Genomic DNA, 23,083 nt, shown 5'->3' on the forward strand with positions numbered 1-23,083 from the left:
ACCGGGGCGAGCACGGCCCCGCGGGCTGTGGTTGCTCCTTCTTTTCCAAGAGGACATCACCATGCCTGCACCTTCTTCCGCGAAACCGCTGTACCGCATCGACGAATGCCCCGACCTCATGGCCGACGGTTGCGTCGGTGACGAGCAGGGCAATCTCGTCTTTCTCTCGATCTGGGCGCGCGACACCGCCGTTCAGGAGTTCCTCGCCCGCCTGACCCTCGGCCGGGATGAACAGGGACTGGATCAGTTCCACGTCATCACCGAGCAGGGCGCATCCATCCCGGTCTTCGTCGGCAACGTCGAGAACCTGGAAAAGCGCATCACCCGCGCCTATCGGCGAACGCTGTTCGGTTCGCTGACGAATGTGTGGCTGTTCGATCGTCGCTGCGTGAAGCCAGACAAGGCCAACGCCAGCGCGCTGGCGCTTCTGCCCAGGGATTCCGCTCACCGGCTCGACCGGCTGTGGACGCTGGTGCAGGACACCTGCCCGCTGCCACTGCTCGACCACTGGCGCGACACCGTGCTGGAGCTGTTGCAGACACGGCGGATGCTGACCGGTCTTCCCTTGGCCCTCGGGCCGCTGGAAGGCCTTCGGCTGGCCCTTGATGTCCCGGCACTGACGAAGGCGCTGGGCGAGCTGATCCGCAACGGCACCCTCGGTGCCACGCAGTACGAACTGGCCGCGAACGCACCGCTTCGGCGTGTGGCGTGAGCCATCCCCACTGGCATGCGCGCCGCGCGTGCCCGCCTTCCCTCATCCATCATCAGGAGAAATCCATGGCACTCATGTTTCCGCGCCTGGCGCGCAATTTCATCCGTAACGGCTACTTCCCCACCGACGAACCGACGCTGGAGCGGGCCTTGTCCGCACTGGCGCCGTCTCCCGGCTCCATGTCCATCCTCGATCCCTGCGCCGGCGAAGGCGTGGCGATTGCCGAAGCCGCCCACGCCCTCGGGCGCGAGCAGGTCCAGGCCTTCGTCGTCGAGTACGACGCCGAGCGTGCCCGCCACGCACGGCAACTGGTCGATCGCTGCATCCACGGTGACCTGATGGACACGCTGATCTCGCGCCAGTCATTCGGGCTGCTGTGGCTGAACCCGCCGTATGGCGACCTGAGCAAGGACGTGAACGGCAACATCGGCTATCAAGGCCAGGGCCGTGCGCGGCTGGAAAAGCTGTTCTATCAGCGCGCGCTGCCGCTGCTGCAGTACGGTGGCGTGCTGATCTTCATCGTGCCGCACTACGTGCTCGACGCCGAGCTGGTCGGATGGCTGACGCGCCACTTCGCCGACCTACGCATCTACCGTGCGGTGGAAACGCAGTTCAAGCAGGTGGTGATCTTCGGCCGCAGGATTCGTCAGCGCGACCAGGCGTCGGAGTCGGTCAAGGCCGTGCGTGGTCTGCTGCTGCAGATCGGACAGGGCGACGCCGAAGCCGAGGAGCTGCCGCTCGAATGGCCGTTCCTGCCGTACACCGTCCCTGCCAGCCCGGCCGAGCCGGAGCACTTCTATCGCGTGACGATGGAGCCCGAGCAGTTCGCCGATGAAGTCGGCCGGCTGCAAGGACTCTGGCCGGCGCTCGATACGCACCTGGGGGCCGCGCAGCAGTCGCTGCGTCCGCCCGCGCGGGCCTTGTCGCACTGGCATCTCGCCCTGGCCTTGGCCGCAGGCGCGATCTCCGGCGTGGTGACGTCCAAGAGCGGGCGCGTGCTGGTCGTCAAAGGTGATACCCACAAGGAGAAGACCCTCCAGACGGAGTACACCGAGCGCGACGACGGCTCCGTGGCCGAGACGCGCATCCTCACCGACAAGTTCGTGCCGGTCATTCGTGCATGGGATTTGACGCTGGGCTCGCCCACGTGGGGCGAAGTGCTGACCATCCGCTGATCGCTGTTCCCTGACGGTTCGCCGTCGCTTTCATCCACCCACCGGGGTCACGTTGCCCCGATGGGGTGCCGTGGCCCCTTCTTCCAGAAGGAGATACCACCATGGCACTCGCAGTCCTCAACCTCGCGTCACAAGCACGCTTTTCGCCCGGGCAGGTGGTCATGACCGCCGGCGTCGACGAGCTGGTCCGACAGGGCCGGCTCAACCCCACGCCGTACCTGCGCCGCCATCTTCATGGCGAATGGGGCGATCTGAGCGACAGCGATCGGCGGCAGAACGACGCCGCGCTGAAGTCCGGCGAGGATCGTCTGTTCTCGTCCTACCAGGTCACGCGCGACCTGAAGCTCTGGATCATCACCGAATGGGATCGCAGCGTCACCACGCTGCTGTTGCCCAGCGAATACTGATCCACATCCAGCGGCCTCGCGCCGCTTCTTTCTTCCCACCCAGGGGCATGTCACCGCCCCGTGGGGGAGGTGCATGCCCCATTGCTTTGGAGCATCACCATGTCCCTCGATCTCGAAACCGTTCCCGAAACCGCTGTGCAGGGCGACCTGCTCGAAACGGCTGCTTCACCCCTCACGCTCAGCCTGCAGGACTTCGTATCGGAGTTCGGCGACGAGCTGCTCGATTCGCTGAACCGCGCCAATCCTCCGGTCTACACTGGCCAGGTGCGGGTGCATAGGCAACTGATCCTCGCCGCGCTCAAGCGCAAGCTGTTCCCGGCGCAAGCCGATGTGGTCCATGCCGTCACCGAGCTACTGGTAGACCGCGGCGAACGCGCCGCGATCGTCAATGGCGAGATGGGTTGCGGCAAGACGACCGTCGGCATCGCCACGGCCGCCGTGCTCAACGCCGAGGGCTACCGCCGCACCCTGGTGCTCTCGCCACCCCACTTGGTCTACAAGTGGCGGCGCGAAATCCAGGAGACGGTGGCCGGTGCCAAGGTCTGGGTGCTCAATGGCCCGGACACGCTGGTCAAGCTGCTGAAACTGCGCGAGCAGTTGGGCGTGCCGGCCCAGGGCCAGGAGTTCTTCGTCCTGGGCCGCGTGCGGATGCGGATGGGGTTCCACTGGAAGCCTGTCTTCGTTCGGCGGCGCACGCCTCACGGCGACGTGGGGGCCTGCCCGGATTGCGGGCATGTCATCACCGACCTCGACGGCGAGCCGATCAACCCGGTCGCGCTCGAAGCCGAGGAGTCCCGCCGCAAGTGCAGCCACTGCCGTGCACCGCTGTGGTCGTTGATCCGTCCCAGAGGCCTGTCCGCCAGCGACCAGTCCTCGACCGTGCTCAAGGCACTGAAGCGCATTCCAACCATTGGCGAAGTCACCGCGCAGAAGCTGATGCAGAAGTTCGGTGACGCCTTCCTCGCGTCGATGCTCGGGGACAACATCCACGAGTTCATCAACCTGATGGATGGCAACGGCGAGCTGGTCTTCTCGGACCGGCAAGCCCACCGGATGGAACGCGCGATGGCCAACATGGAGTTCGGCTTCGGCGAGGGCGGCTACCAGCCGTCCGAGTTCATCAAGAGGCAGCTTCCCCAAGGCACGTTCGACCTGCTCATCGCCGACGAGGCGCACGAGTACAAGAACGGCGGCTCCGCACAGGGCCAGGCCATGGGGGTGTTGGCGGCCAAGGCGCGCAAGACGCTATTGCTCACCGGCACGCTGATGGGCGGCTACGGCGACGACCTGTTCCACCTGCTGTTCCGCGCCCTGCCGGGGCGGATGATCGAAGACGGCTACCGGCCGACGAAGAGCGGCAGCATGACCTCGGCCGCGATGGCGTTCATGCGCGATCACGGTGTCTTGAAGGACATCTACTCCGAGAGCACCGGCACGGCGCACAAGACGGCCAAGGGCACCAAGGTATCGGTGCGCACGGTCAAGGCGCCGGGTTTCGGTCCCAAGGGCGTACTGCGTTGCGTCCTGCCGTTCACGGTCTTCCTCAAGTTGAAGGACATCGGTGGCAACGTGCTGCCGCCCTACGACGAGGAGTTCCGCGAAGTCGCGATGGACACGGCGCAAGCCGCGGCCTACCGCGATCTGGCGGGTCGCCTGACCCAGGAGCTGAAGCAGGCCCTGGCGAAGCGCGACACGACGCTGCTCGGTGTGGTCCTCAACGTGCTGCTGGCCTGGCCGGACTGCTGCTTCCGGTCGGAAACGGTGGTGCATCCGCGCACGCGCAACACCTTGGCCTTCGTCCCGGCTCAGTTCAACGAGCTGGAGGTGATGCCCAAGGAACGCGAGCTGATCGAGATCTGCAAGCAGGAGAAAGCAGAAGGTCGCAAGACCCTGGTCTATTCGGTCTACACCGGCACCCGCGATACCACGTCGCGTTTGAAGGTGCTGCTGGAGCAGGAAGGCTTCAAGGTGGCGGTACTGCGCGCGAGCGTGGATGCCTCCCGCCGCGAAGACTGGATCGCCGAGCAGTTGGACCGTGGCATCGACGTGCTCATAACCAATCCCGAGCTGGTGAAAACCGGCCTGGACCTGCTGGAGTTCCCGACCATCGTGTTCCTCCAGTCCGGCTACAACGTGTATTCGCTGCAGCAGGCCGCCCGGCGCTCATGGCGCATCGGCCAGAAGCAGCCGGTGCGCGTGGTCTACCTCGGCTACGCCAATTCCTCGCAGATGACCTGCCTGGGGTTGATGGCCAAGAAGATCATGGTGTCGCAGAGCACATCGGGCGACGTGCCCGAATCCGGACTCGATGTCCTGAACCAGGACGGCGACTCGGTGGAGGTGGCACTGGCCCGGCAGTTGGTGCATTGAGCGTTGCTGAACTTGGCGGCCCCTTCGGGGGCCGCTTCCTTTTTACAGCAAAGCCCTCGGGCAGCACACAGCGGGGTGACCGCCGTGACGTATGTCATTGCTGCCCTGAAAATTCTGCACTATTCTGTCATAGTTTTACCTAGACTGGCCATCACCATGCCTACAAGTACCAGCGAGGGCGAGATCCTCACCCTCAAGCAGGTCGCAGAGTTCCTGAAGGTCACGGACCGGACGATCTACAGGCTGGCCGCAGCCAAGAAGATCCCCGCGTTCAAGGTTGGTGGGACATGGCGGTTCTCCAAGGCGGAGATCACTGAATGGATTCAGCAGCAAACGCAGGGCGGAAAAGCCGATAAGACGTAACCACAGGAGGATTTGATGACCCAGCAGGCCGAAAGCAGTGAGCAGATGGAGCAATCCCTGATCGACATCGCTGTCGAGAGTTGGCGTTTCTCGCGTCTGTTCGGAAAGGTCGTCAGCAAACTCGATGCGGGTGAGTCGGGCCGTTATGTCAATCAGCTCCGCTACTTCCAGAAGAAGGTCGAGGAGAGCCTCGACTCGAGTGGCCTCAAGCTGGTCAACGTCGAGGGGCAGCACTACGACGCGGGTATGGCGGCATCTGCTTTGAACCTCGGGGACTTCGGCCCTGACGACGTGTTACTCGTCGATCAGATGGTGGAGCCAATCATCATGGGGCCGAACGGCCTGCGCAAACAAGGCACGGTAATGCTCAGGAAGGTGGAAGCATGAAGTACGTCGGTATCGACCTGGGCACGACCAACAGTGCCATCTGCTCTTTCGACGGCGAGTCGATCCGGCTCTACAAGAGTCCAGAACAGCACGACGTCACGCCGTCGGCCATCTTCATTGACCGGCGTGGCAACAAGTACGTCGGCTCGCGCGCCTACAACAATGCTGCCCGCAACCCCGACAACGCGGCGGTGCTGTTCAAGCGGCTCATGGGTACGAGCACGCCGGTCAAGCTGCCGGCGGTGAACCTCACCATGACACCAGAGGAATGCTCTGCCGAGGTGCTGCGTGCGCTGTACGGCTACCTGCCGGAAGAGATCCGGGGCGATGGCGACACCGGTACCGTCATTACGGTTCCAGCCGCGTTCAACCAGATGCAGAAGGACTCGACGATGGCTGCCGCTGATGCGGCTGGGCTCGGGCGAGTGGCCTTGATGCAAGAACCGGTGGCCGCCGTGATGAGCGTCATGCGGCAGCGAAAGAATGACGGCGTGTTTGTCGTTTATGACCTCGGCGGTGGAACGCTCGACATCGCAATTGCAGAGAGTATTTCCGGTCGCGTGACACTTCTCGCGCACGGTGGCATCGCCATGTGTGGCGGTCGCGACTTCGACCGGATTCTGTTCGACAACATCGTGAAGCCGTGGCTGCTGGAAAACTTTGATCTTCCGGAAGACTTGACGACCAATCCACAGTTCAAGTCCCTGCTGCGTATGGCCACATGGGCGACAGAGAAGGCAAAGATCGAGTTGTCGCAGAAGGAAGAGGCCGTCGTCAGTCTGCCCGAGACCGAACTCGGTGTCCGCGATCAGGCGGGTGAGGAGATTTACATCGATATCACCATTGATCGCAAACGATACGACGGTCTGATCGGGCCGAAGGTGGAAGAGACCATAGTGTCCGCCCGCGAAACCCTCGAAAAGGCTGGATTGAGCCCACACGACGTCGAGCGTGTTGTCTTTGTGGGTGGCCCAACCCACTACAAGCCTTTGCGTGACAAGGTGGCCTTCGAGCTCGGTATCGCGCCGTCCACCGATGTGAACCCGATGACCGCCGTTGCGGAAGGCGCAGCGGTCTTCGCCGAGTCCATCGATTGGGCGTCGCAAAGCCGTGGACGCAAGAGCGCCCGAGGAGCCATCAGCGCCGGTGGCGCGCTTGATCTGTCGTTCAACTACATCGCGCGCACGCCGGACTCGAAGGCAAAGATCGTCGCCAAACTGGGAAGTTCTGCTCCGGCTGGAGTCGAGTTTCAGATTGACAGTCTGGACACCGGGTGGTCTTCCGGACGCATCGCCCTGAAGGATGGCGCAGGTATCGAACTCAACCTGACCAAGCCTGGCGACAACACCTTCAAGGTGTTTGTGTTCGATTCCAACGGCGGGCCCGTATCGCTGCGTGAAGACAAGATTGTCATCGCACGCACCGCCTCCAGCATCGATGCGATCCCGGCATCGCATTCCGTCGGCGTGGAAGCGCGCGACAAGGTGGGTGGTCGCTTGAGCTTGGATTATCTCGTTCGGGAGGGCGATCAGCTACCCAAGAAAGGCAAGAAGACTTTCAAGGCGGGCGAGTCTCTCAAGGCTGGAAGTGCTGGGTCGATCAAGTTCAAGTTGTGGGAGGGCGACATCTCCGACCCCATCAACGACAACCGATTCATCGGCATGTTTGAGATCAAGGGAACGGATTTCGACGACGGTGTCATCGCCGCTGGCGCGGAGCTGATCTGCGAGTACGAAGTGCTCGACTCCGGCAACATCGTTCTGGAGGTTTCAGTCCCTTCAATCAGCGGTTCGTTCCAGAGCGGGCGTAACTTCTACTCCAGCCAGGAAGGCAAGGTCGACTACACCAACCAGGCGAAGAACATCCAGGAGCAGTCGGACCACACCTTGCAGCGGCTTGACGAGATGGCATCCAAGGTCGATGACCCACGTCTGGAGCAGGCTCGGGAGAAGCTGGAGCAGGCGGGCACTATCAAAACTGACGAAGCCGACCCCGAGACGGCCAAGCAGGCGATGGATCACGTTCAGGAGGCCAAACGGCTGCTGGCGCTGACCCGCAAGGAGCATCTGAAGGACATTCGCCAGCTGGAACTGGACAAGGCAGTCGATTTCTTCGACAAGGTGGTGCGCCAGCACGCCAGACCCACCGAAGCCTCGTCTTTCGACAAATTGGTCAAGACGGCGCAGCTCGCGATTGACAACAACAGTGGCGACTTCGAGTCGCACCTGGATGATCTGCGCGGTCGCAACTTCATGATCCTGTGGCGTCAGGATTGGTTCGTCATCGAGCGCTTCAAGTGGCTGGCCGAGGATACCTACCTCTTCCCAGATGCCCGCGAGCATGCCCAGCTGGTGGCTGCGGGAGCGGAGGCGTTGAAGGCCAATGACATCGACAAGCTTCGTGCTGTAGTAGCCCATCTCGATTCCATCCGCATCGGTTCTGCGGGTGAGGACGACATGCTTGCTGGCGCGAACATCGTGCGGAGTTGACCCATGGCACTCGACGCGTGGCTTCCCATCGGTTTCACGTTGCCCGACGGTGCGAAGGCGCGCGTCGCCCTGTTTGAAGGGGCGGACTGGCAGATCCTTGAGACCCAGGGTGGTGGGCGGGCGCTCGTTGTACGCGAGGCGCTAGCTCAGCATTGGGTAGATGCCGGGCTGATCGATGATGGGACCTTCAACGTCTTCCTGTTCGGCGATCAGCAGCTTCGGTCCATCTCGTGTGGTCCGAGCCAGACGCTGTGCCCGGTCAGCGAGGCGAAATCACCCGACACCAAGGCTGAGGCGCTCGCCTTTGCTCTTGCGTTGAAGGCAACACGCGATATCGATGCGGATTCGGCGCTTCAGGATGCGCTCTACGTTGAGAAGATCACGCGGCTGCTGCCAACCTACAGCATCAGCTCCAGAACTGGCGATGATGTCGTACTCGGCTACTGGCTGACGGGCGGCACCAGCATTCCGGCCACGTCCTTCCGCCGTCTCCGCCAGACCATGAGCTGGCTGGGCGCGAGCCATCTGAAGGATGTCGTGCAGGCAGCGGGCTTCGACGTCGCGGAAATCATTCCGTTGGAGCGCAAGCCAGCGGCGCCTGCCGAGAAAACGGAAGCTGCTCCTGCCGAGAAGGTGGAGGAAGTCAAGCGCGCCGAGCCGGAGCCCAACAAGGTCTTCGAACTCGCGGGGCGTCCCGAACTGGCGACCTTCTTCAACGAGCACATCGTTGACATCATTCTGCACCGCGACCGCTACAAGGCGCTTGGCATCGAATTCCCATCAGCCGTGATCCTGTACGGCCCTCCAGGCACCGGCAAGACCTTTGCGGTCGAGCGACTGGTTGATTTCCTCGGGTGGCCGAGCTTCCAGATCGACGCATCCAGCGTGGCCAGCCCGTACATCCACGAGACCAGCAAGAAGGTCGCCCAGGTGTTCGATAAAGCGATGGAAAACGCGCCATCAGTGCTCGTGATCGACGAGATGGAGGCGTTTCTTGCTGACCGCGAAATGGGATCGGGCCATCACCGCGTCGAAGAGGTGGCTGAGTTCCTGCGGCGCATCCCGGAGGCTGTGAAGAACGAGGTATTGATCATCGCGATGACGAACCGGATTGACATGATCGACCCCGCCATCCAGCGCCGGGGACGCTTCGATCATGTCATCAAGGTGGACTTTGCTAGCGAGCTCGAGGTGCTGTCGCTGCTGGACAAGCTGCTGTCAGCTTTGCCGAAGGAGTCAGACGTGGACTCCAAGCCGCTGGCGCAAGAACTCGCTGGACGACCGTTGTCCGACGTTGCTTTCGTTGTGCGGGAAGGTGCAAGGCTCGCAGCACGCTCTGGCAAGGAAAGGCTGGACCAGGCCAGTCTGCTGGCGGCTTTGCGCACGACACCTGCACGGGAACGTGAAGGCGGCGAAAAGCGGCGCATAGGATTTATCTAAGGGAGACACTGGTGGCAGCGGAGGAAGAAAACAACAAGAAAAATGAAGGCAAGGGCTTCGCCGGCCTTTCATCGCTCGTGTCCGACGTGGACACGACACCGCCACCCCCTGCGCCCAAGACGGAATCCGCCGGCTCTACGACATCCACCGGACGCCCAGCCTCGCAGGCTGCTCAACCGCAATCGCAGCAGCCGACTCAGCGTCAGGCGTATCAAGAGCCTCCGCAACCGTCTTCTGGCTCGTCTGGGGGCAAATGGATACTGGGCATAGCTGCCGTCGTTGGCCTGCTTTGGCTCATCGGCCAGTCCGATAAGAACACTCCGTCACCGGCTCCCGCCTACTCACCGCCCGCGCAGAGTGCAGCGCCGAGCTATTCGCCGCCTGCTCCACCGCAAGCCCCCTCCGGGCCACAAGAATCAAAGCCGCCAGTTGGTCAGGACTTGGTGTTTTCAACGGCTCAGATTCGGTATTGCTTGGCCGAAGACATCCGTATGGAGGGCGCGAAGGCCGCTGTCAACAACTACAGCGACTCCGATGTCGATCGTTTCAACGCCATGGTGGCGGACTACAACAGCCGCTGCGGCAGTTTCCGCTATAGAAGCGGCGCACTGGAAAGCGCGCGCCGCGACGTTGAGCCGTACCGGAGCCAACTCCAGGCAGAAGGCCGGAGCCGATTCGCTCGCAGTCCATCCACGGGCTCCCTGTCGGCACCAGCACCAGCGCGTCCTGCTGCGGATGAGACGGTACGTGCGGTTCAGCAGAAGCTCAATGAGCTTGGCTACAGCGCCGGCCCCGCCGATGGGCTGATGGGAAGGGGCACTCGTGCCGCCGTCATTGCCTTCCAGCAGGACAGAGGCTTGGCCGCGACCGGCGTGGCAGATCAAGCGTTGCTGCTTCAGCTCCAGCGTGCGCCTTCGCGCCAAACCACGGCCGAGACCACTCCTTCGACGCAATCTTCTCCGCCGGCACTACCCAATTCATCACGGATGCCAGACCTGTCGAGACTGGCCTATGAAGAACGATCTGCAATACAGCAGGCGTGCATCCTGAAAAAGTCTGATGGTGCTGCCAGTTACAACAGATGCGTAGCCGCTCAACTCAATGAATTGGCCAACGCGCCACGGCTGCCAGATCTGTCGAAATTGGCCTATGCAGAACGATCTGCAATACAGCAGGCGTGCATCCTGAAAAAGTCTGATGGTGCCGCCAGTTACAACAGATGCGTAACAACCCAACTCGATGAATTGGCCAACGCGCCACGGATGCCAGACCTGTCGAGACTGGCCTATGAAGAACGATCTGCAATACAGCAGGCGTGCATCCTGAAAAAGTCTGATGGTGCTGCCAGTTACAACAGATGCGTAGCCGCTCAACTCAATGAATTGGCCAACGCGCCACGGCTGCCAGATCTGTCGAAATTGGCCTATGCAGAACGATCTGCGATACAGCAGGCTTGCATCCTGAAAAAATCCAATGGCGCCGCTAGCTACAACAAATGTGTAGTCGCGGAGCTTCGCGCATTAGGCAGGTGATAGAGCTTCGATATGACAATGGCAATCTGCTTCAAATGTGGTTCCGCGAAGTCCGGCGCACTGGTTGCCTGCCGGAGCTGCAATGCTGCCCCGCGCGCGAACAGCGAGTACGCCGTTTCGCTCGCCCTGTCCGATCACGTGTCGTCCAAAGATCAACTCGCGCAATACAGCCACGAGTTGCGCAATGGCAAGAAGCTGTCCGTGCCGCGTGAAGCACTCGTGCAGGCGCTTGATGCGCTGAAAGACCCGCAACTTCTGGCGATGCTCGGTGCGCAGCCCCAACCAGCAGATCCTGCGCAAGCACCCGCAACGGTTCGCCAGCATCCGCCCATTCCTCCGGCAGCCCCGCAGCGGGTTGCGCCACCACCACCGCCGGTCAAACCGGAACCCCGTCTCACCACGACCGCGCTGCATCAGTCGGCATTCGCGGTTTTGGGCGTGACGACCCGCGACGACCGCAGGCGCATCGTTGAATTGGCTGAAGAGAAGTCTTTGGAGCTGGACCACGATGTCTGCCAGAAGGCACGCTCTGATCTAACGAATCCACGCACCAGGTTGAGCGCGGAGATCGCATGGCTTCCCGGCGTTTCTCCGCGAAAGGCATCCCAGCTCGTTGAAAACCTGCTCCATGATCCTATGACGGTCAGGGAGGAGTCTGGCTTGCCCACGCTTGCACACTTGAATTTGCTTGCCGCCGCCTTCGAGGCGGTGGATAGCGAACACGATGCGGAAGATCTGGCGAGCTTCATTCAGGAGGTTGCTTACCTCGTGGATGAGATCGATCCCGAAGATGTCTTGCGCGACATCAATGAAGACCGTGCCGTCTCCGGCTTCCCGGAGGTCCGGGCACTTGACCAAATCGAAGCCGAACTGGCGGAACGTAAACGGTACTATCGCAGCGCCATCAAGGACGCCCTCGACAGGTTGCCACCTACGACGCTCGTCCAGGTCATGACGGACACAGTGGAGGGGGTTACGTTGGGCGGCGAGGATCACGCGCCCGAACTGATCGATGACCTCGTCGATAGCTACGAAGTGGAAACCCAGGGCTTTCTGCAGAAGGAAGCTGAGAACGTCCACAAGCTGATCAAAGCCGCCCGTGACTCGGCGAACTCGGGTGAAGCAGCCGTCAAGCCGTATGTGGACAAGCTTGATGCCGTGGCACGTAATTGGGACAAGGTCGCACAGCCTATCCAGCTGAGTGCCAAAGCGCGCGGCATCGATCATGAAGCAAGCCGTGACCTGGCCTACGAGATACGTAGCCTCGCCATCGACCTGTTCAACACGCATGACATGTTGACGCAGGCCCAACGGCTGACTGGCCTGCTTCAAGAGTTGTTTGCCGAGCTACCTGAAGTATCTGAGCGCGTTGAGCAGGATGCGGATGCGCTTGCCGATATCTTCCATGAGCGGAAGCAGGCGGTAGCACGCAGAGACGAATGGGCGCGTGAGATCACCTATCGCGCTGAAATTGGTGTGATGTTCAAGGACACCCTGAGCATTTCGCCCGATGGAATCTCATGGAAAGGGCAGAGTTTTTCTTTGGATTCGATCACTCGAGTTCGCTGGGGTGGTGTGCGCCACTCCGTCAACGGCGTGCCGACGGGGACGACCTACACCATTGCCTTCGGAGACAAGCGCTCGGAGGCGGTTGTCGAGCTAAAGAAAGAGGACATCTACAGCAAGTTTATCGACAAGCTCTGGCGAGCCGTGTGCGTTCGCCTGCTGGGTGAGATGCTGGAAGCGCTGAAGGATGGGCGGGACCTGTACTTCGGCGACGCACTCCTTCACGACGATGGCATCACCCTGGTGAGGCACAAATTTCTGGGTGCCAATGAAAGGGTGCGGTGCACGTGGGGGCAGGTGCAGATATGGAATGCTGATGGATCGTTCTGCATCGGGTCCAAGGACGACAAGAAAACCAATGTCGGCATTTCCTACATTCACGTCGCAAACACGCACATTCTGGAGCAGCTCATTCGCATGGCTTTCAAGAAGCCGGGAATGCGCCGTTTGAGCGATTTGTTGCAGTGATTTAGTCCAAGAATTCAGCGGAGCAGCGATATGGGATTTCTTTCCAACCTATTCGGAGGCAACAAGGAGGACAAGGCGCTGCGCGAGGCGTTGGCCCACATCCACCGCATCCTCGATGACGAGGCGTTTCAACTGGAACTCGTGCATCCGGCAATGAAGGCGATGCTGGAGTCCGCTCCGGCCTACGACAGAGACCCGAACGGCACCGGCCCGTTCGGCTTCACCGAAACCAATCCCATCCCCGTCAACGGGCCAATCGGCCAACTGGCGTATCTGTCCAGACTCGAAACCCAGTCCGGACAGCGCATCCTCTTCCACCGCCTCGGAGCCATCGGCACGGTGGACGTGTTCGAGGCCGTGTCGTTCAACGGAGCCGAGTGGTTCATCCTGTTCGTCGACCTCTACCATCCCCGGCGCTCGCGCCTCACCCCGGACGGCTTTCGGTTCACGAAGGAAGTCGCCCAGTTCTCCGGCTTCCACAAGTTTTGCGAGAACTTCCCTTACGACTTCATCGAGAAGAAGGCGTCCGAGCGCGAGTCGGGCCTGAGCATGGCGTACATCGCCATCAGCAAGGTGTCGGATCAAATCCAGAACCGTGTCTTCAACAGGCCGTTGGCCCACAAGGCCAAGCTCGACCTCGTGAAGAGCCGCTTGTCGAGCGTCCAATCCCAATAGGTGACGCCGATGAAGAAGTCACTTCTGGCGACGCTCGCGACATTGATGAGCCTTCAGGCAGCGCCTGCTCTGGCCGAGAACTACGAGGTGAACCTGACCCGCAAGGGCAGCAACGTCTACAAGATCGACGGCAAGGACATCATCATCCAGACGCGCTACTGCTATGTCTACGCCTACTCCGAGGAAGCCATCCTCAAGACGTCAGGCTATGGCGGCGAGGTCATCTTCTTCGACAGCAAGGACAAGTGCGATGTGAAGGCGGTCTTTGGTCTGTCGAAGCAGGAGCCGGGGAAATACGTGGTGACGGTCAGTCACGAGGACGATGACTGGTATGAGGTCTTCGGGACGAACTCGTACATCAAGACATCGAGTTGCCTGTCCCTCGCGCTCGGCGAGGAGGCATACCTGACGATTTCGCCTTCCGGTTCCGGAAGGCTGCGGTTTGAGGATGGCGACGACTGCATGGTCGAAGGCGTCTACACCAAGCTGCGGCTATGAGATGGAGATGAGGAGCCGTGGCTGCTGCTGACGACAAACAACAAGGAAACGCCACGGGCTTCTCCGGCCTCTCGACACTCGTCTCGGATGTAGAAGAGGATCGTCCTGCCAGCAAACCTGTTCCGGAAGTCGCCCCGCCGCCGAGCGCCCCACCACCTCCAGAGCCCCCTCCCATGCGGGCCGAGGCAAGCCCGGCTGCTTCCGCCACGCCTCAGCCGCCAACGGGAAAGGGCGACACTTCTTCCGATGTGACCACCGGCAAGTGGATGGTCGGCATCGGGTTGGGAATCGGGCTTCTGCTCATCATCTTCGTCAACGCGACCAAGAACGAGTCCACCCCTTCGACGACGGCTCCGGTTGCGCAAGCACCCACCACGGCTGTCGCCGCCTATCCACCGCCGACTGCTGCGCCAGTCACACCGAGACAGCAGCCTGCTCCGGAGGCATTCAGCCACCGGAACGCAGCCACGGAATCCGTGAACGTGCTCGGCCAGCAGATCGTGTTCTCAAATCCGAGTGGCTATTGCACGCCAGGAAAATCGGCGCGCGAAGTGGATCTGATGGACTTGGCACGACGCTCCCTCGGAGAAGGTTCCCGCCTCGTGCATGCGGCAGTCCGCTGTACCGAGCTGGAGGACTACCGCGAGGGCCGGAGGGAAATGCTGGATCACTGGCTGCAGATCCAGCTCATCGGCCCGAAGGGGAATTTCCAGCGAATCGAAATGCCACGAGAGGCATTCCTTTCCAGTCTTTCCAAGTCGAGTCCGCGGGTGAACGCAGCCGAACTCAATCGACGGTTGAAAGCGTCGTTCGAGAACAGCGACATCAGCCTGTCTGATATGAAGTTTGAGCCGATTGGGCGGGACGGGAACGCGGTCTATTTTTCCATGCGGATGAACATGAGCGTTGGGGAAACCAGCCGACCGGTCACGGGGATCAGCGGGATCACGCTCCTGAACTCCCTCCCGCTCTCGATCAATGTTTACGAAGGTACCGGCTCGCCGCAGAGCCGTGGTCAGTTGCAAGCTGTCCAGCAGGAGCTGCTGAACAGCCTCCTCACCGAGAACTGATGATGAACAAAGTAAGAACAATATTCTCCGCCCTGTGCTTCTGCTTGTTGGCTTCGGTCGCCTTGTCGGTTGCCGCGCAGTCGGCCGGTTACACCAAGCTCAACGTCAAAGGCCGAGTCCAGCTTGAGGTTCCGAGCGACTGGACGATCAGCGATGCGGAACAGCGCAGGCGCGTCAAGGAGTTTGCGGAGAAGGTCACCGGGGTTGCCACTGAGCATGTGGCATCGCTTTCGGCGCAGTCCTATCCAGCACCATCGCGGGTCTTTGTCCGGGTGTCGTTCATCCCGATGGAGCCGCCGCTTACTCAAGCGGATGTCCGGCAGGAGGTTCTGGCCAACAAGCAGCAGGTGCTCAAGGACTTGGCGGACGTGTGGCGCGAGGAGTCCCCAACGATGTGGGCGGGCATGGCGAAGTACGGCATGAAGGAAGTTGGACGCCCGAGCTTTGCCGTCGAACAAATTGGAGGCCAGACCGCCCTGATCATTCGCTACGGACGCACATCGTCGGCCAACTCGGCAGAGACGATGCGGGTGACTCAATACCATGTGCCGCTGGGCGCTGAGAAAGCCCTGATCACGCTTTCGTACATTGAGGGCGATCCGCAGGCAACGGCGGCGCACAACCGATTGAAGAGCAGCATCGTGATTCGATAAGAAGAACAGGAACAGCCAATGGCCTACGAAGACCCCAACGCCCCGTCGCCTGCCACCAGCGGCTACGCCCAACAATCAACCTCGCCCGTCGATCAAAGCAAGACCTTTCTTGGAGGGCAGCATCACCCGTGGCGGCGACTGTTTGCGCGCACGGTCGACATTTGCACCGCGGGCTTCGTGCTGTTCCTTCTTTTGATATTTGCTTTCGGAGCGACGATGCCCGAACAGGCAGCGGGCTTCGCAAAGGCAATCGAAAATCCCATTATCGCCAGTGTCGTGCTGTATCTGATCTGGCTGCCCGCCGAGGCTCTGCTTCTCTCGCTGTTCGGGACGACTCCGGCGAAGTGGCTGTTTGGCATCAGGGTCGCACATCCGGGCGGCGACCTGCTGAACTTTTCAGAGGCGCTGAACCGCTCATTTCTTGTCTTTATTCAGGGTGTCGGTCTGGGCATTCCGTTCGTCGCATTGTTCACGCAACTGTTTGCGTATCGGCGGCTCACGAAAACGGGCACGACGTTGTGGGATACATCTGCCGGCGCAGTGGTACTCCACAAAAAATGGGGGGTGGTTCGCGCGCTTGTGTGTACCGCCGCCGTCTTTGCTGTGCTGATTTTGATGAGCGCATTGAACGCCGTAGGAAATCGATAACCACAACAGGAGAAGACAATGGCTTACGAAGATCCGAACGCACCGTCATCTGCGCCGGCGCCCACAACGACGCCAGCGGCTACGCCAGCACCAGCTACGACCGAGAAAAAGTCTGGTTCATGGGACTGGCTTTGGCCGTCCATTCTGGCCGTTATCATCGTCAAGCTGTTTGGCCTTGTCGGCGGGTTGGTTGCCTTTGGCAGCTATTACTGGCTGAAACCAAAGCTGGGAACATGGGGGGCTGTTGCCGCTTCCGGTGTCATTGGCGTTGTTGTCGCAATTGGCCTCTTGGCGATGATTCGATGACCCCTGTCTTCCGTCCATGTGAGAAAGAGCGTTGCCCTGCCTCCCACCGAGCTGCCAGCCCCGGCAGCACTTTCCAGCCTCTATAGATCCATCGTCGCAGTTCCGGCCCAGCAGCGAGCCAGTCACGCTGGCTGATTGATATGTGCCCCTCCCTTGGGAAATGGGGCGCCGCGCGTTTCGGATTTTCGGCATCCCGCGCAGCACGTTTCTGCAAAGGTGAAGGCATCCCGTCACAGTGGGGTGCCACATGCTGCCGTCTCTGCCTCGTTTCCTCTGCATCTTCGCCGTGCTCAGCGGCCTACTGCCCGGTTGCACGACGACACCGGCCACCCCTGATCAGTTAGAAGCGCCACCCGACGAGATAGCTTCGGTGGTGGACCAGGGGCTGGTTCCGGTGGCCCGCTACGGCCGCTACACCCTGGTCGAGCTGGTACCGGAACCTGCGCAGCGTGATCTCTTGCAGCAGGCGGTGGAAGTCTCGATTCCGCCCATGCTCGATGCCAGCGTGGGCGATGCCATGCGCCACGTCTTGCTGCGCTCCGGCTATCGGCTCTGCGATGCGGCCGAGGCCGCCACCCTCTACGCGCTGCCGCTGCCTGCCGCACACCTGCGCCTGGGCCCGCTGATGCTGCGCGATGCATTGCTGACCCTTGCCGGCCCCGCCTGGGAGCTGTCGGTCGATGACTTGACCCGCCAGGTCTGCTTCAGCCGGCACGGTACTCCCACCTTCCTTTCCGCCAACCCGCCCGGCACCGCCACGCCCGTGCCGGACGCCGACCGGCCCGAGGAGATGCAGCCATGACCTTTCCCAAGGCGCCATCCGAGCGCAATTCCCGCACGCGCTGGCTCAAGATCGCCGCGGCCTTCTGGCTGCTGCTCATCAGTGCCGTGGCACTCATCAACAGCGTCGGCCTGTCTCGGCTCGCCGAACAGACCCAGAGCAGCGCACAGGATGCGCAGGTCAAGGCGCTGGGCCTGCGCGTGGCCGATCTCGAACACCAGGCCAATGCGGACAAGCGCCGGCCGGTGCCGATCAGCCAGGCCGAATTCGCCAACGCGCGGCAGGCGCTGGACGAGCGGATGACGCGCCTCGAAGAGGCCGACGAGACGAGGGCCTTGGCCGTCGTCCTGCAGACGCTGCAGGCGCGCGTGAGCGGAATCGAAACCCGCCTGGAGAAGACCCGGCAGGTGGCATCCGCCGCTCGCGCGCGCGCTCCGGTTGCGACGAAGCCCAAGGTGCCGGAGCCGCCGTTCCGGGTGCTCGGCGTGGAGCTGCGGGGAGGCGAGCGCTTTCTGTCGATCACCTCCACCGCCGCGGCCTCGCTCGCGGGCGCCCGGCTGCTGCGTGAGGGCGATGCCGAGGGCGGCTGGCAACTGCAGTCCATCGAGGCGCAGGCGGGCGTGTTCCAGGTGAACGGCCAGACGCAGCGCATCGCGGTGCCGTAGGAGGTGTCATGACCCCCACGCTCACTTCGTTCGCTGCCCCCCGAGGGGGCTTCAGCCTCCTTGAGGCGGCTCGGCGGAGGCTGACCATGATCCTGCGGTCGTTGCTCGCTGCCGTCGTCCTGTTCGCCGCCTTCGGCGCATCCGCCCAGCCGGCCCCGGTGACGAACTCGCGCATGGTGCCCGCCCAGGTGCAGCCGGGCGCTGATGCCGCGCTCGACGAGAGGCAGGCGCGGGAGTGGGGGCTTCGCTCCGAGGAGTGGGCGCGTTACCGGCAACTGATGCAGGGGCCGCTCGGGGTCTATTCGCCCCAGCTCGATCCGCTCACGGCGCTGGGCATCGAGGCCCGCAGCGACGAGGAGCGCAGGCGCTACGCGGAGTTGCAGGTGCAGGCCGAGGCCCAGCGCGTCGGCAAGACGCTGGCCTACCAGCGCGCCTACGACGCGGCGTGGCAGCGCCTGTTTCCCGGCCAGCCGCGCGTGAGCCTGCCCGGCGCCAAGGCGCAGGGTGCCGGCAACACCGGCTCCGGGCGCCTGGCGGTCTTCGTCAAGGCCGACTGCGCACCGTGCGCGCAGCGCGTGCAGCAGTTGCAGGCGGCCGGCACGGCCTTCGATCTCTACATGGTCGGCAGCCGTCAGGACGACGCGCGCATCCGGCAGTGGGCCACCCAGGCGGGCATCGACCCGGCCAGGGTGCGCGCCCGCACCATCACGCTCAACCACGATGCGGGGCGCTGGCTGTCGCTCGGCCTGTCCGGCGATCTGCCGGCCGTGGTGCGCGAGGTGAACGGCCGATGGCAGCGGCAATAGGTACCCCGGGCCGGAAGCGTCGGCCATCCCGCGTCGCCATCCGCTGCGCCAGCGTCGCGCTGCTGCTCGCCACCGGCGGCTGGGCGTTGGCCGCCCTGGCGCGGGAAGTGCCGCCGCCGGCCTATCGACTGGCGGCGCATCGTGCAGACGTGCCGGCGGCGGTGCTTTACGCGGTGGCCTTGCAGGAGAGCGGCGCCATGCTGCGCGGGCGCCTGATCCCCTGGCCGTGGACGCTCAACGTCGCCGGCACGCCGCAGCGCTACGCCACCCGCGCCGAGGCCTGCGCGGGGCTGCACCGTGCGCTCGCCCACACGCCGGCCAATCGCATCGACGCCGGCCTCGGCCAGGTCAATCTCGGCTACCACACGCATCGCTACACGCAGCCGTGCGAGCTGCTGGACCCGTACCGCAACCTCGCCATCGCTGCGGAAATCCTGCGCGAACAGCACACGCCGGGCGAGGACTGGCTGCTTGCCATCGGCCGCTACCACCGGCCCGCCGGCGGGGCACCCGCGGCGCGCTACCGGCGCAGTGTGCATCGGCACCTGAACCGCGTGCTCGACCCCGGCGGTCCCGTTCCAACCCTTCAGGTCACCACGCCATGAACCACATCGTCCTCATCGCCGCCATCGCGCTGCTGCCCACGACCACGGTCTTCGCCCAGATCGCCTCCGCGCCGCTGATCGTCGTCGAAGACCGCGGCGGCGACTCCGCGCTGCCGTACTACCAGTCGCTGAATCCTCAGCCGGACCAGGCCACGCCGCCGGCCCCGATGCCAGCCCCGCGCGTGGGCAACGCGGCCGACGCCGAAGCCGCCATGCTGCCGGTGCGCTCGACGCAACTGTCGCCGGGCGAGGTGCAGCGCCGCGTCATCCGGGCGCCGGGCCTGACGGCGCTGTTCCTGATCGGCGACGACGAGCGTTCGCGCGCCTGGCTGCGGCAGCGGCAGGCGGCGCTGCGCGAGCTGCAGGCCGTGGGCCTGGTGGTCAACGTGGAGTCGATGGCCGCGCTGACGGCGCTGCGCAGGCTGGCTCCCGGCCTGACCCTCTCGCCGGCCTCCGGCGACGACCTGGCCCAGCGCCTGGGCCTGCGCCACTACCCGGTGCTCATCACGTCCACCGGCATCGAGCAGTAGGTGCGCAAATGGCCCAACCGCATGCGGTCGAGGTGCTGCTGCGGCCAGCGGTGGAGCTTTACACCGTGGCGGTCTGCACCGGCGCCGCGATTCTGTGCCTGGTGGCACCGTGGTCGCTCGCGCTGAACCCGCTGCTCGGCCTGGGCTCGGCGCTGGCCTTCCTGACCTTCGGCGCGATTCGCCTGCGCGATGCCTGGGCGATCCTGCGCTATCGCCGCAACATCCGCCGCCTGCCGCGCTACGTGATGACCAGCCGCGACGTACCGGTGAGTCAGCAACGGCTGTTCGTCGGCCGGGGCTTTCGCTGGGAGCAGCGGCACACGCACCGGCTGATGCAGACCTACCGGCCGGAGTTCCGCCGCTATGTCGAGCCGACGGCGATCTACCGGGCCGCCCGGCGGCTGGAGGAGCGGCTGGAGTTCGCGCCGTTTCCCGTCTCGACGCTGGCGCGCGCGCTGGCCTGGGACAGCCCGCTCAACCCGGCGCGGCCGCTGCCGCCGGTCGGCGGACTGCCACGCCTGCATGGCATCGAGCCGCACGAGGTCGACGTCACCCTGCCGCTGGGCGAGCGCGTCGGCCACTCCCTGGTGCTGGGCACCACGCGCGTGGGCAAGACGCGGCTGGCCGAGTTGTTCGTCATGCAAGACATCCGCCGCAAGGTCCGCGGCGAGCACGAGGTGGTCATCGTCTTCGACCCCAAGGGCGATGCCGACCTGTTGAAGCGCATGTACGTCGAAGCCAAGCGCGCCGGGCGCGAAGGCGAGTTCTACGTCTTTCATCTGGGCTGGCCGGACATCTCGGCGCGCTACAACGCGGTGGGCCGGTTCGGGCGGATCTCCGAGGTGGCCACGCGCATCGCCGGACAGCTCTCGGGCGAAGGCAACAGCGCCGCGTTCCGCGAATTCGCCTGGCGCTTCGTCAACATCATCGCGCGCGCCCTGGTCGAGCTGGGGCAGCGGCCGGACTACCTGCTGATCCAGCGCCACGTCATCAACATCGACGCGCTGTTCATCGAGTACGCCCAGCACTACTTCGCCAAGAACGAGCCGAAGGCCTGGGAGGTCATCGTCCAGCTCGAAGCGAAGCTGAACGAGAAGAACATCCCGCGCAACATGATCGGGCGCGAGAAGCGCGTGGTGGCCCTCGAACAGTACCTGTCCCAAGTGCGCATCTATGACCCGGTGCTCGACGGCCTGCGCAGCGCCGTGCGCTACGACCGGACCTACTTCGACAAGATCGTCGCTTCGCTGCTGCCGCTGCTGGAGAAGCTCACCACCGGCAAGATCGCGCAACTGCTCGCACCGAACTATTCCGACCTGTCCGACCCGCGACCGATCTTCGACTGGATGCAGGTCATCCGCAAACGCGCGGTGGTCTACGTGGGGCTGGATGCGCTGTCCGACGCCGAAGTCGCGGCGGCGGTGGGCAACTCGATGTTCAGCGATCTGGTCTCGGTCGCCGGCCACATCTACAAGTTCGGCATCGACGACGGGCTACCCGGCGCCGCGGCGGGCACCAAGATTCCGATCAACGTCCACGCCGACGAATTCAACGAACTCATGGGCGACGAGTTCATTCCGATGGTCAACAAGGGCGGCGGTGCCGGCGTGCAGGTGACGGCCTACACGCAGACCTTGAGCGACATCGAGGCCCGCATCGGCAATCGTGCCAAGGCCGGCCAGGTGGTCGGCAACTTCAACAACCTGTTCATGCTGCGCGTGCGCGAGACCGCCACCGCCGAGCTGCTGACGCGACAACTGCCCAAGGTCGAGGTGTACGCCACGGCGCTGATGAGCGGCGCCACCGACAGCTCCGATCCGCACGGCAATACCGCGTTCACGTCCAACACCCAGGACCGCATCAGCAGCAACAGCGTGCCGTTGATCGAGCCGGCGCATGTGGTGGCGCTGCCCAAGGGGCAGTGCTTCGCGCTGACCGAGGGCGGCAACCTCTGGAAAGTCCGCATGCCGCTGCCTGCGCCCGACCCCGACGAAGCCATGCCGAAGGATCTGCAGGAGCTGGCCGGCTACATGCGACAGCACTACGTCGAGGCAGGAGACTGGTGGGAGAACCAAGGCATCCCCGGCCTGCAGGACAAGGCGCTGCCCGACGACCTGCTGGACGACTTCAAGCAGATGGCCGCGGCTGAAGAGGCCGAAGCATGAGCGATCCGGCCGTCGCGGCCCAACGCCAGCAGCAACGACAGCAAGGCCTGATCGCCGGCCTGGTCACGCTGCCGTTCCGCTTCTTCGGCGTGCTGTGCGGCGCGCTGCTGCTGTGCATCCTGATCGAATGCGTCGGCATGCACTTCTTCTGGCCCGAGCAGGGCTGGCGCCACGCGCAGGGCATGCTGCACTACGAGCTGGATCAGCTTTCCACGCATTTCACCCGCAGCGCGCTGGTGCAGGAGCCGGGGCGCACCGCGCACCGGCTGGTCGAGCAGGGCTACGACTGGCTGTTCGTGAAAAGCGGTCTGCTGGACTGGATACGCGACGCCTCGGCGCAGGCCAGCGCCGGCAGCCATCGTCCGACCAAGGATTTCCGCTACTACATCGGCTTGGTCTATGTGAACGTGGAGAGCTACCTGATCGCGGCGGCCTATACGACGCTGGTCTTCCTCGTGCGGCTGCTGGTGCTGTGCCTGACCCTGCCGCTGTTCCTGATGGCCGCCTTCGTCGGGCTGGTGGACGGCCTGGTGCGCCGGGACATCCGCCGCTTCGGCGCGGGACGCGAGTCGGGGTTCATCTATCACCGCGCCAGGGCCAGCCTGATCCCGCTGGCCGTGCTGCCGTGGGTGACTTACCTGGCATTGCCGGTCAGCGTGAACCCGCTGCTGATCCTGTTGCCCAGTGCCGCATTGCTCGGCGTGGCGGTGTGCATTGCGGCGGCGACGTTCAAGAAGTATCTGTAGCTGCCCTGCGCCAGGTCAGGTGAACG

General features: G+C 63.3%; 23 protein-coding genes. All 23 read left to right on the forward strand.

Annotation, left to right across the window (positions count from 1 at the left end; genetic code table 11):
- The first annotated feature begins 61 nt into the window (after window positions 1–61).
- The 23 genes from ACUH78_RS04240 to ACUH78_RS04350 all read left to right on the forward strand — a co-directional run bounded on the left by ACUH78_RS04240 (window position 62) and on the right by ACUH78_RS04350 (window position 23,057).
- A complete protein-coding gene (locus ACUH78_RS04240; protein WP_013982124.1) occupies window positions 62–712 on the forward strand; it encodes a hypothetical protein in 651 nt (216 codons plus the stop codon).
- Window positions 709–1,887 carry a DUF6094 domain-containing protein gene (locus ACUH78_RS04245; protein WP_445332790.1) on the forward strand — a complete coding sequence of 393 codons (1,179 nt, stop codon included), beginning with the start codon at window positions 709–711 and terminating at the stop codon, window positions 1,885–1,887. The genes ACUH78_RS04240 and ACUH78_RS04245 overlap by 4 nt, the downstream gene beginning before the upstream one ends.
- 101 nt (window positions 1,888–1,988) lie before the next feature.
- Window positions 1,989–2,294, forward strand: coding sequence for a hypothetical protein (locus tag ACUH78_RS04250; protein ID WP_016851994.1), 306 nt, complete (start codon window positions 1,989–1,991; stop codon window positions 2,292–2,294).
- Window positions 2,295–2,393: 99 nt separating this feature from the next.
- Window positions 2,394–4,664: a helicase-related protein gene (locus ACUH78_RS04255; RefSeq protein ID WP_263468088.1), complete on the forward strand. Its 2,271-nt coding sequence runs from the start codon at window positions 2,394–2,396 to the stop codon at window positions 4,662–4,664.
- A gap of 75 nt (window positions 4,665–4,739) precedes the next feature.
- A complete protein-coding gene (locus tag ACUH78_RS04260) occupies window positions 4,740–5,027 on the forward strand; it encodes a helix-turn-helix domain-containing protein (RefSeq protein ID WP_343928355.1) in 288 nt (95 codons plus the stop codon).
- A 15-nt stretch (window positions 5,028–5,042) separates the two neighbouring features.
- Window positions 5,043–5,414, forward strand: a complete 372-nt coding sequence (locus ACUH78_RS04265) for a hypothetical protein (RefSeq protein WP_138411749.1) — start codon at window positions 5,043–5,045, stop codon at window positions 5,412–5,414.
- Window positions 5,411–7,903 (forward strand): Hsp70 family protein, encoded by a 2,493-nt coding sequence (locus ACUH78_RS04270; RefSeq protein WP_445332791.1) that lies wholly within the window; start codon window positions 5,411–5,413, stop codon window positions 7,901–7,903. Before ACUH78_RS04265 ends, ACUH78_RS04270 begins: the two co-directional genes overlap by 4 nt.
- Before the next feature lie 3 nt (window positions 7,904–7,906).
- Entirely contained in the window at window positions 7,907–9,343 is a 1,437-nt protein-coding gene (locus tag ACUH78_RS04275; RefSeq protein ID WP_203787902.1) for an ATP-binding protein, read from the forward strand.
- 11 nt (window positions 9,344–9,354) lie between these two features.
- Window positions 9,355–10,875, forward strand: a complete 1,521-nt coding sequence (locus ACUH78_RS04280) for a peptidoglycan-binding domain-containing protein (RefSeq protein ID WP_445332792.1) — start codon at window positions 9,355–9,357, stop codon at window positions 10,873–10,875.
- 18 nt (window positions 10,876–10,893) lie between these two features.
- A complete protein-coding gene (locus ACUH78_RS04285) occupies window positions 10,894–12,909 on the forward strand; it encodes a hypothetical protein (RefSeq protein WP_445332793.1) in 2,016 nt (671 codons plus the stop codon).
- A 30-nt stretch (window positions 12,910–12,939) separates the two neighbouring features.
- Window positions 12,940–13,584: a hypothetical protein gene (locus ACUH78_RS04290; protein WP_052158521.1), complete on the forward strand. Its 645-nt coding sequence runs from the start codon at window positions 12,940–12,942 to the stop codon at window positions 13,582–13,584.
- Between the two features lie 9 nt (window positions 13,585–13,593).
- Window positions 13,594–14,082, forward strand: a complete 489-nt coding sequence (locus ACUH78_RS04295) for a hypothetical protein (protein ID WP_033980418.1) — start codon at window positions 13,594–13,596, stop codon at window positions 14,080–14,082.
- Between the two features lie 17 nt (window positions 14,083–14,099).
- Window positions 14,100–15,152 (forward strand): hypothetical protein, encoded by a 1,053-nt coding sequence (locus ACUH78_RS04300; protein ID WP_152993186.1) that lies wholly within the window; start codon window positions 14,100–14,102, stop codon window positions 15,150–15,152.
- Window positions 15,152–15,805, forward strand: a complete 654-nt coding sequence (locus tag ACUH78_RS04305; protein WP_033980421.1) for a hypothetical protein — start codon at window positions 15,152–15,154, stop codon at window positions 15,803–15,805. Before ACUH78_RS04300 ends, ACUH78_RS04305 begins: the two co-directional genes overlap by 1 nt.
- 18 nt (window positions 15,806–15,823) lie before the next feature.
- Window positions 15,824–16,453, forward strand: coding sequence for an RDD family protein (locus ACUH78_RS04310; RefSeq protein WP_445332794.1), 630 nt, complete (start codon window positions 15,824–15,826; stop codon window positions 16,451–16,453).
- Window positions 16,454–16,471: 18 nt separating this feature from the next.
- Window positions 16,472–16,759 carry a hypothetical protein gene (locus tag ACUH78_RS04315; RefSeq protein WP_445332795.1) on the forward strand — a complete coding sequence of 96 codons (288 nt, stop codon included), beginning with the start codon at window positions 16,472–16,474 and terminating at the stop codon, window positions 16,757–16,759.
- A gap of 247 nt (window positions 16,760–17,006) precedes the next feature.
- Window positions 17,007–17,561 (forward strand): PFGI-1 class ICE element type IV pilus protein PilL2, encoded by a 555-nt coding sequence (gene pilL2, locus ACUH78_RS04320; protein ID WP_203328726.1) that lies wholly within the window; start codon window positions 17,007–17,009, stop codon window positions 17,559–17,561.
- Window positions 17,558–18,205 carry a hypothetical protein gene (locus ACUH78_RS04325; protein ID WP_445332796.1) on the forward strand — a complete coding sequence of 216 codons (648 nt, stop codon included), beginning with the start codon at window positions 17,558–17,560 and terminating at the stop codon, window positions 18,203–18,205. Before pilL2 ends, ACUH78_RS04325 begins: the two co-directional genes overlap by 4 nt.
- Window positions 18,206–18,291: 86 nt before the next feature.
- Entirely contained in the window at window positions 18,292–19,011 is a 720-nt protein-coding gene (locus ACUH78_RS04330) for a TIGR03759 family integrating conjugative element protein (RefSeq protein WP_445332797.1), read from the forward strand.
- Window positions 18,996–19,616, forward strand: a complete 621-nt coding sequence (locus ACUH78_RS04335; protein WP_445332798.1) for a lysozyme family protein — start codon at window positions 18,996–18,998, stop codon at window positions 19,614–19,616. Before ACUH78_RS04330 ends, ACUH78_RS04335 begins: the two co-directional genes overlap by 16 nt.
- Window positions 19,613–20,146, forward strand: coding sequence for an integrating conjugative element protein (locus tag ACUH78_RS04340; protein WP_043496618.1), 534 nt, complete (start codon window positions 19,613–19,615; stop codon window positions 20,144–20,146). The genes ACUH78_RS04335 and ACUH78_RS04340 overlap by 4 nt, the downstream gene beginning before the upstream one ends.
- Before the next feature lie 8 nt (window positions 20,147–20,154).
- The gene (gene traD / locus ACUH78_RS04345; protein WP_445332799.1) at window positions 20,155–22,311 is read left to right on the forward strand and encodes a type IV conjugative transfer system coupling protein TraD; all 2,157 of its coding nucleotides are present in this window, start codon (window positions 20,155–20,157) and stop codon (window positions 22,309–22,311) included.
- On the forward strand, window positions 22,308–23,057 hold the full coding sequence (locus ACUH78_RS04350) for a TIGR03747 family integrating conjugative element membrane protein (protein ID WP_003141008.1): 750 nt from the start codon (window positions 22,308–22,310) through the stop codon (window positions 23,055–23,057). The genes traD and ACUH78_RS04350 overlap by 4 nt, the downstream gene beginning before the upstream one ends.
- Window positions 23,058–23,083: the final 26 nt, after the last annotated feature.

The sequence above is a fragment of the Thauera sp. ZXT1-4 genome, from assembly GCF_052598215.2.

Coding starts and splice junctions, on each gene's coding strand:
- ACUH78_RS04250 (WP_016851994.1), top strand. CDS start 1,989: ATGGCACTCGCAGTCCTCAACCTCGCGTCACAAGCACGCTTTTCGCCC.
- ACUH78_RS04285 (WP_445332793.1), top strand. CDS start 10,894: ATGGCAATCTGCTTCAAATGTGGTTCCGCGAAGTCCGGCGCACTGGTT.
- ACUH78_RS04305 (WP_033980421.1), top strand. CDS start 15,152: ATGATGAACAAAGTAAGAACAATATTCTCCGCCCTGTGCTTCTGCTTG.
- ACUH78_RS04325 (WP_445332796.1), top strand. CDS start 17,558: ATGACCTTTCCCAAGGCGCCATCCGAGCGCAATTCCCGCACGCGCTGG.
- traD (WP_445332799.1), top strand. CDS start 20,155: ATGGCCCAACCGCATGCGGTCGAGGTGCTGCTGCGGCCAGCGGTGGAG.
- ACUH78_RS04310 (WP_445332794.1), top strand. CDS start 15,824: ATGGCCTACGAAGACCCCAACGCCCCGTCGCCTGCCACCAGCGGCTAC.
- ACUH78_RS04275 (WP_203787902.1), top strand. CDS start 7,907: ATGGCACTCGACGCGTGGCTTCCCATCGGTTTCACGTTGCCCGACGGT.
- ACUH78_RS04295 (WP_033980418.1), top strand. CDS start 13,594: ATGAAGAAGTCACTTCTGGCGACGCTCGCGACATTGATGAGCCTTCAG.
- ACUH78_RS04270 (WP_445332791.1), top strand. CDS start 5,411: ATGAAGTACGTCGGTATCGACCTGGGCACGACCAACAGTGCCATCTGC.
- ACUH78_RS04240 (WP_013982124.1), top strand. CDS start 62: ATGCCTGCACCTTCTTCCGCGAAACCGCTGTACCGCATCGACGAATGC.
- ACUH78_RS04335 (WP_445332798.1), top strand. CDS start 18,996: ATGGCAGCGGCAATAGGTACCCCGGGCCGGAAGCGTCGGCCATCCCGC.
- ACUH78_RS04265 (WP_138411749.1), top strand. CDS start 5,043: ATGACCCAGCAGGCCGAAAGCAGTGAGCAGATGGAGCAATCCCTGATC.
- ACUH78_RS04330 (WP_445332797.1), top strand. CDS start 18,292: ATGATCCTGCGGTCGTTGCTCGCTGCCGTCGTCCTGTTCGCCGCCTTC.
- ACUH78_RS04290 (WP_052158521.1), top strand. CDS start 12,940: ATGGGATTTCTTTCCAACCTATTCGGAGGCAACAAGGAGGACAAGGCG.
- ACUH78_RS04255 (WP_263468088.1), top strand. CDS start 2,394: ATGTCCCTCGATCTCGAAACCGTTCCCGAAACCGCTGTGCAGGGCGAC.
- ACUH78_RS04340 (WP_043496618.1), top strand. CDS start 19,613: ATGAACCACATCGTCCTCATCGCCGCCATCGCGCTGCTGCCCACGACC.
- ACUH78_RS04350 (WP_003141008.1), top strand. CDS start 22,308: ATGAGCGATCCGGCCGTCGCGGCCCAACGCCAGCAGCAACGACAGCAA.
- pilL2 (WP_203328726.1), top strand. CDS start 17,007: ATGCTGCCGTCTCTGCCTCGTTTCCTCTGCATCTTCGCCGTGCTCAGC.
- ACUH78_RS04315 (WP_445332795.1), top strand. CDS start 16,472: ATGGCTTACGAAGATCCGAACGCACCGTCATCTGCGCCGGCGCCCACA.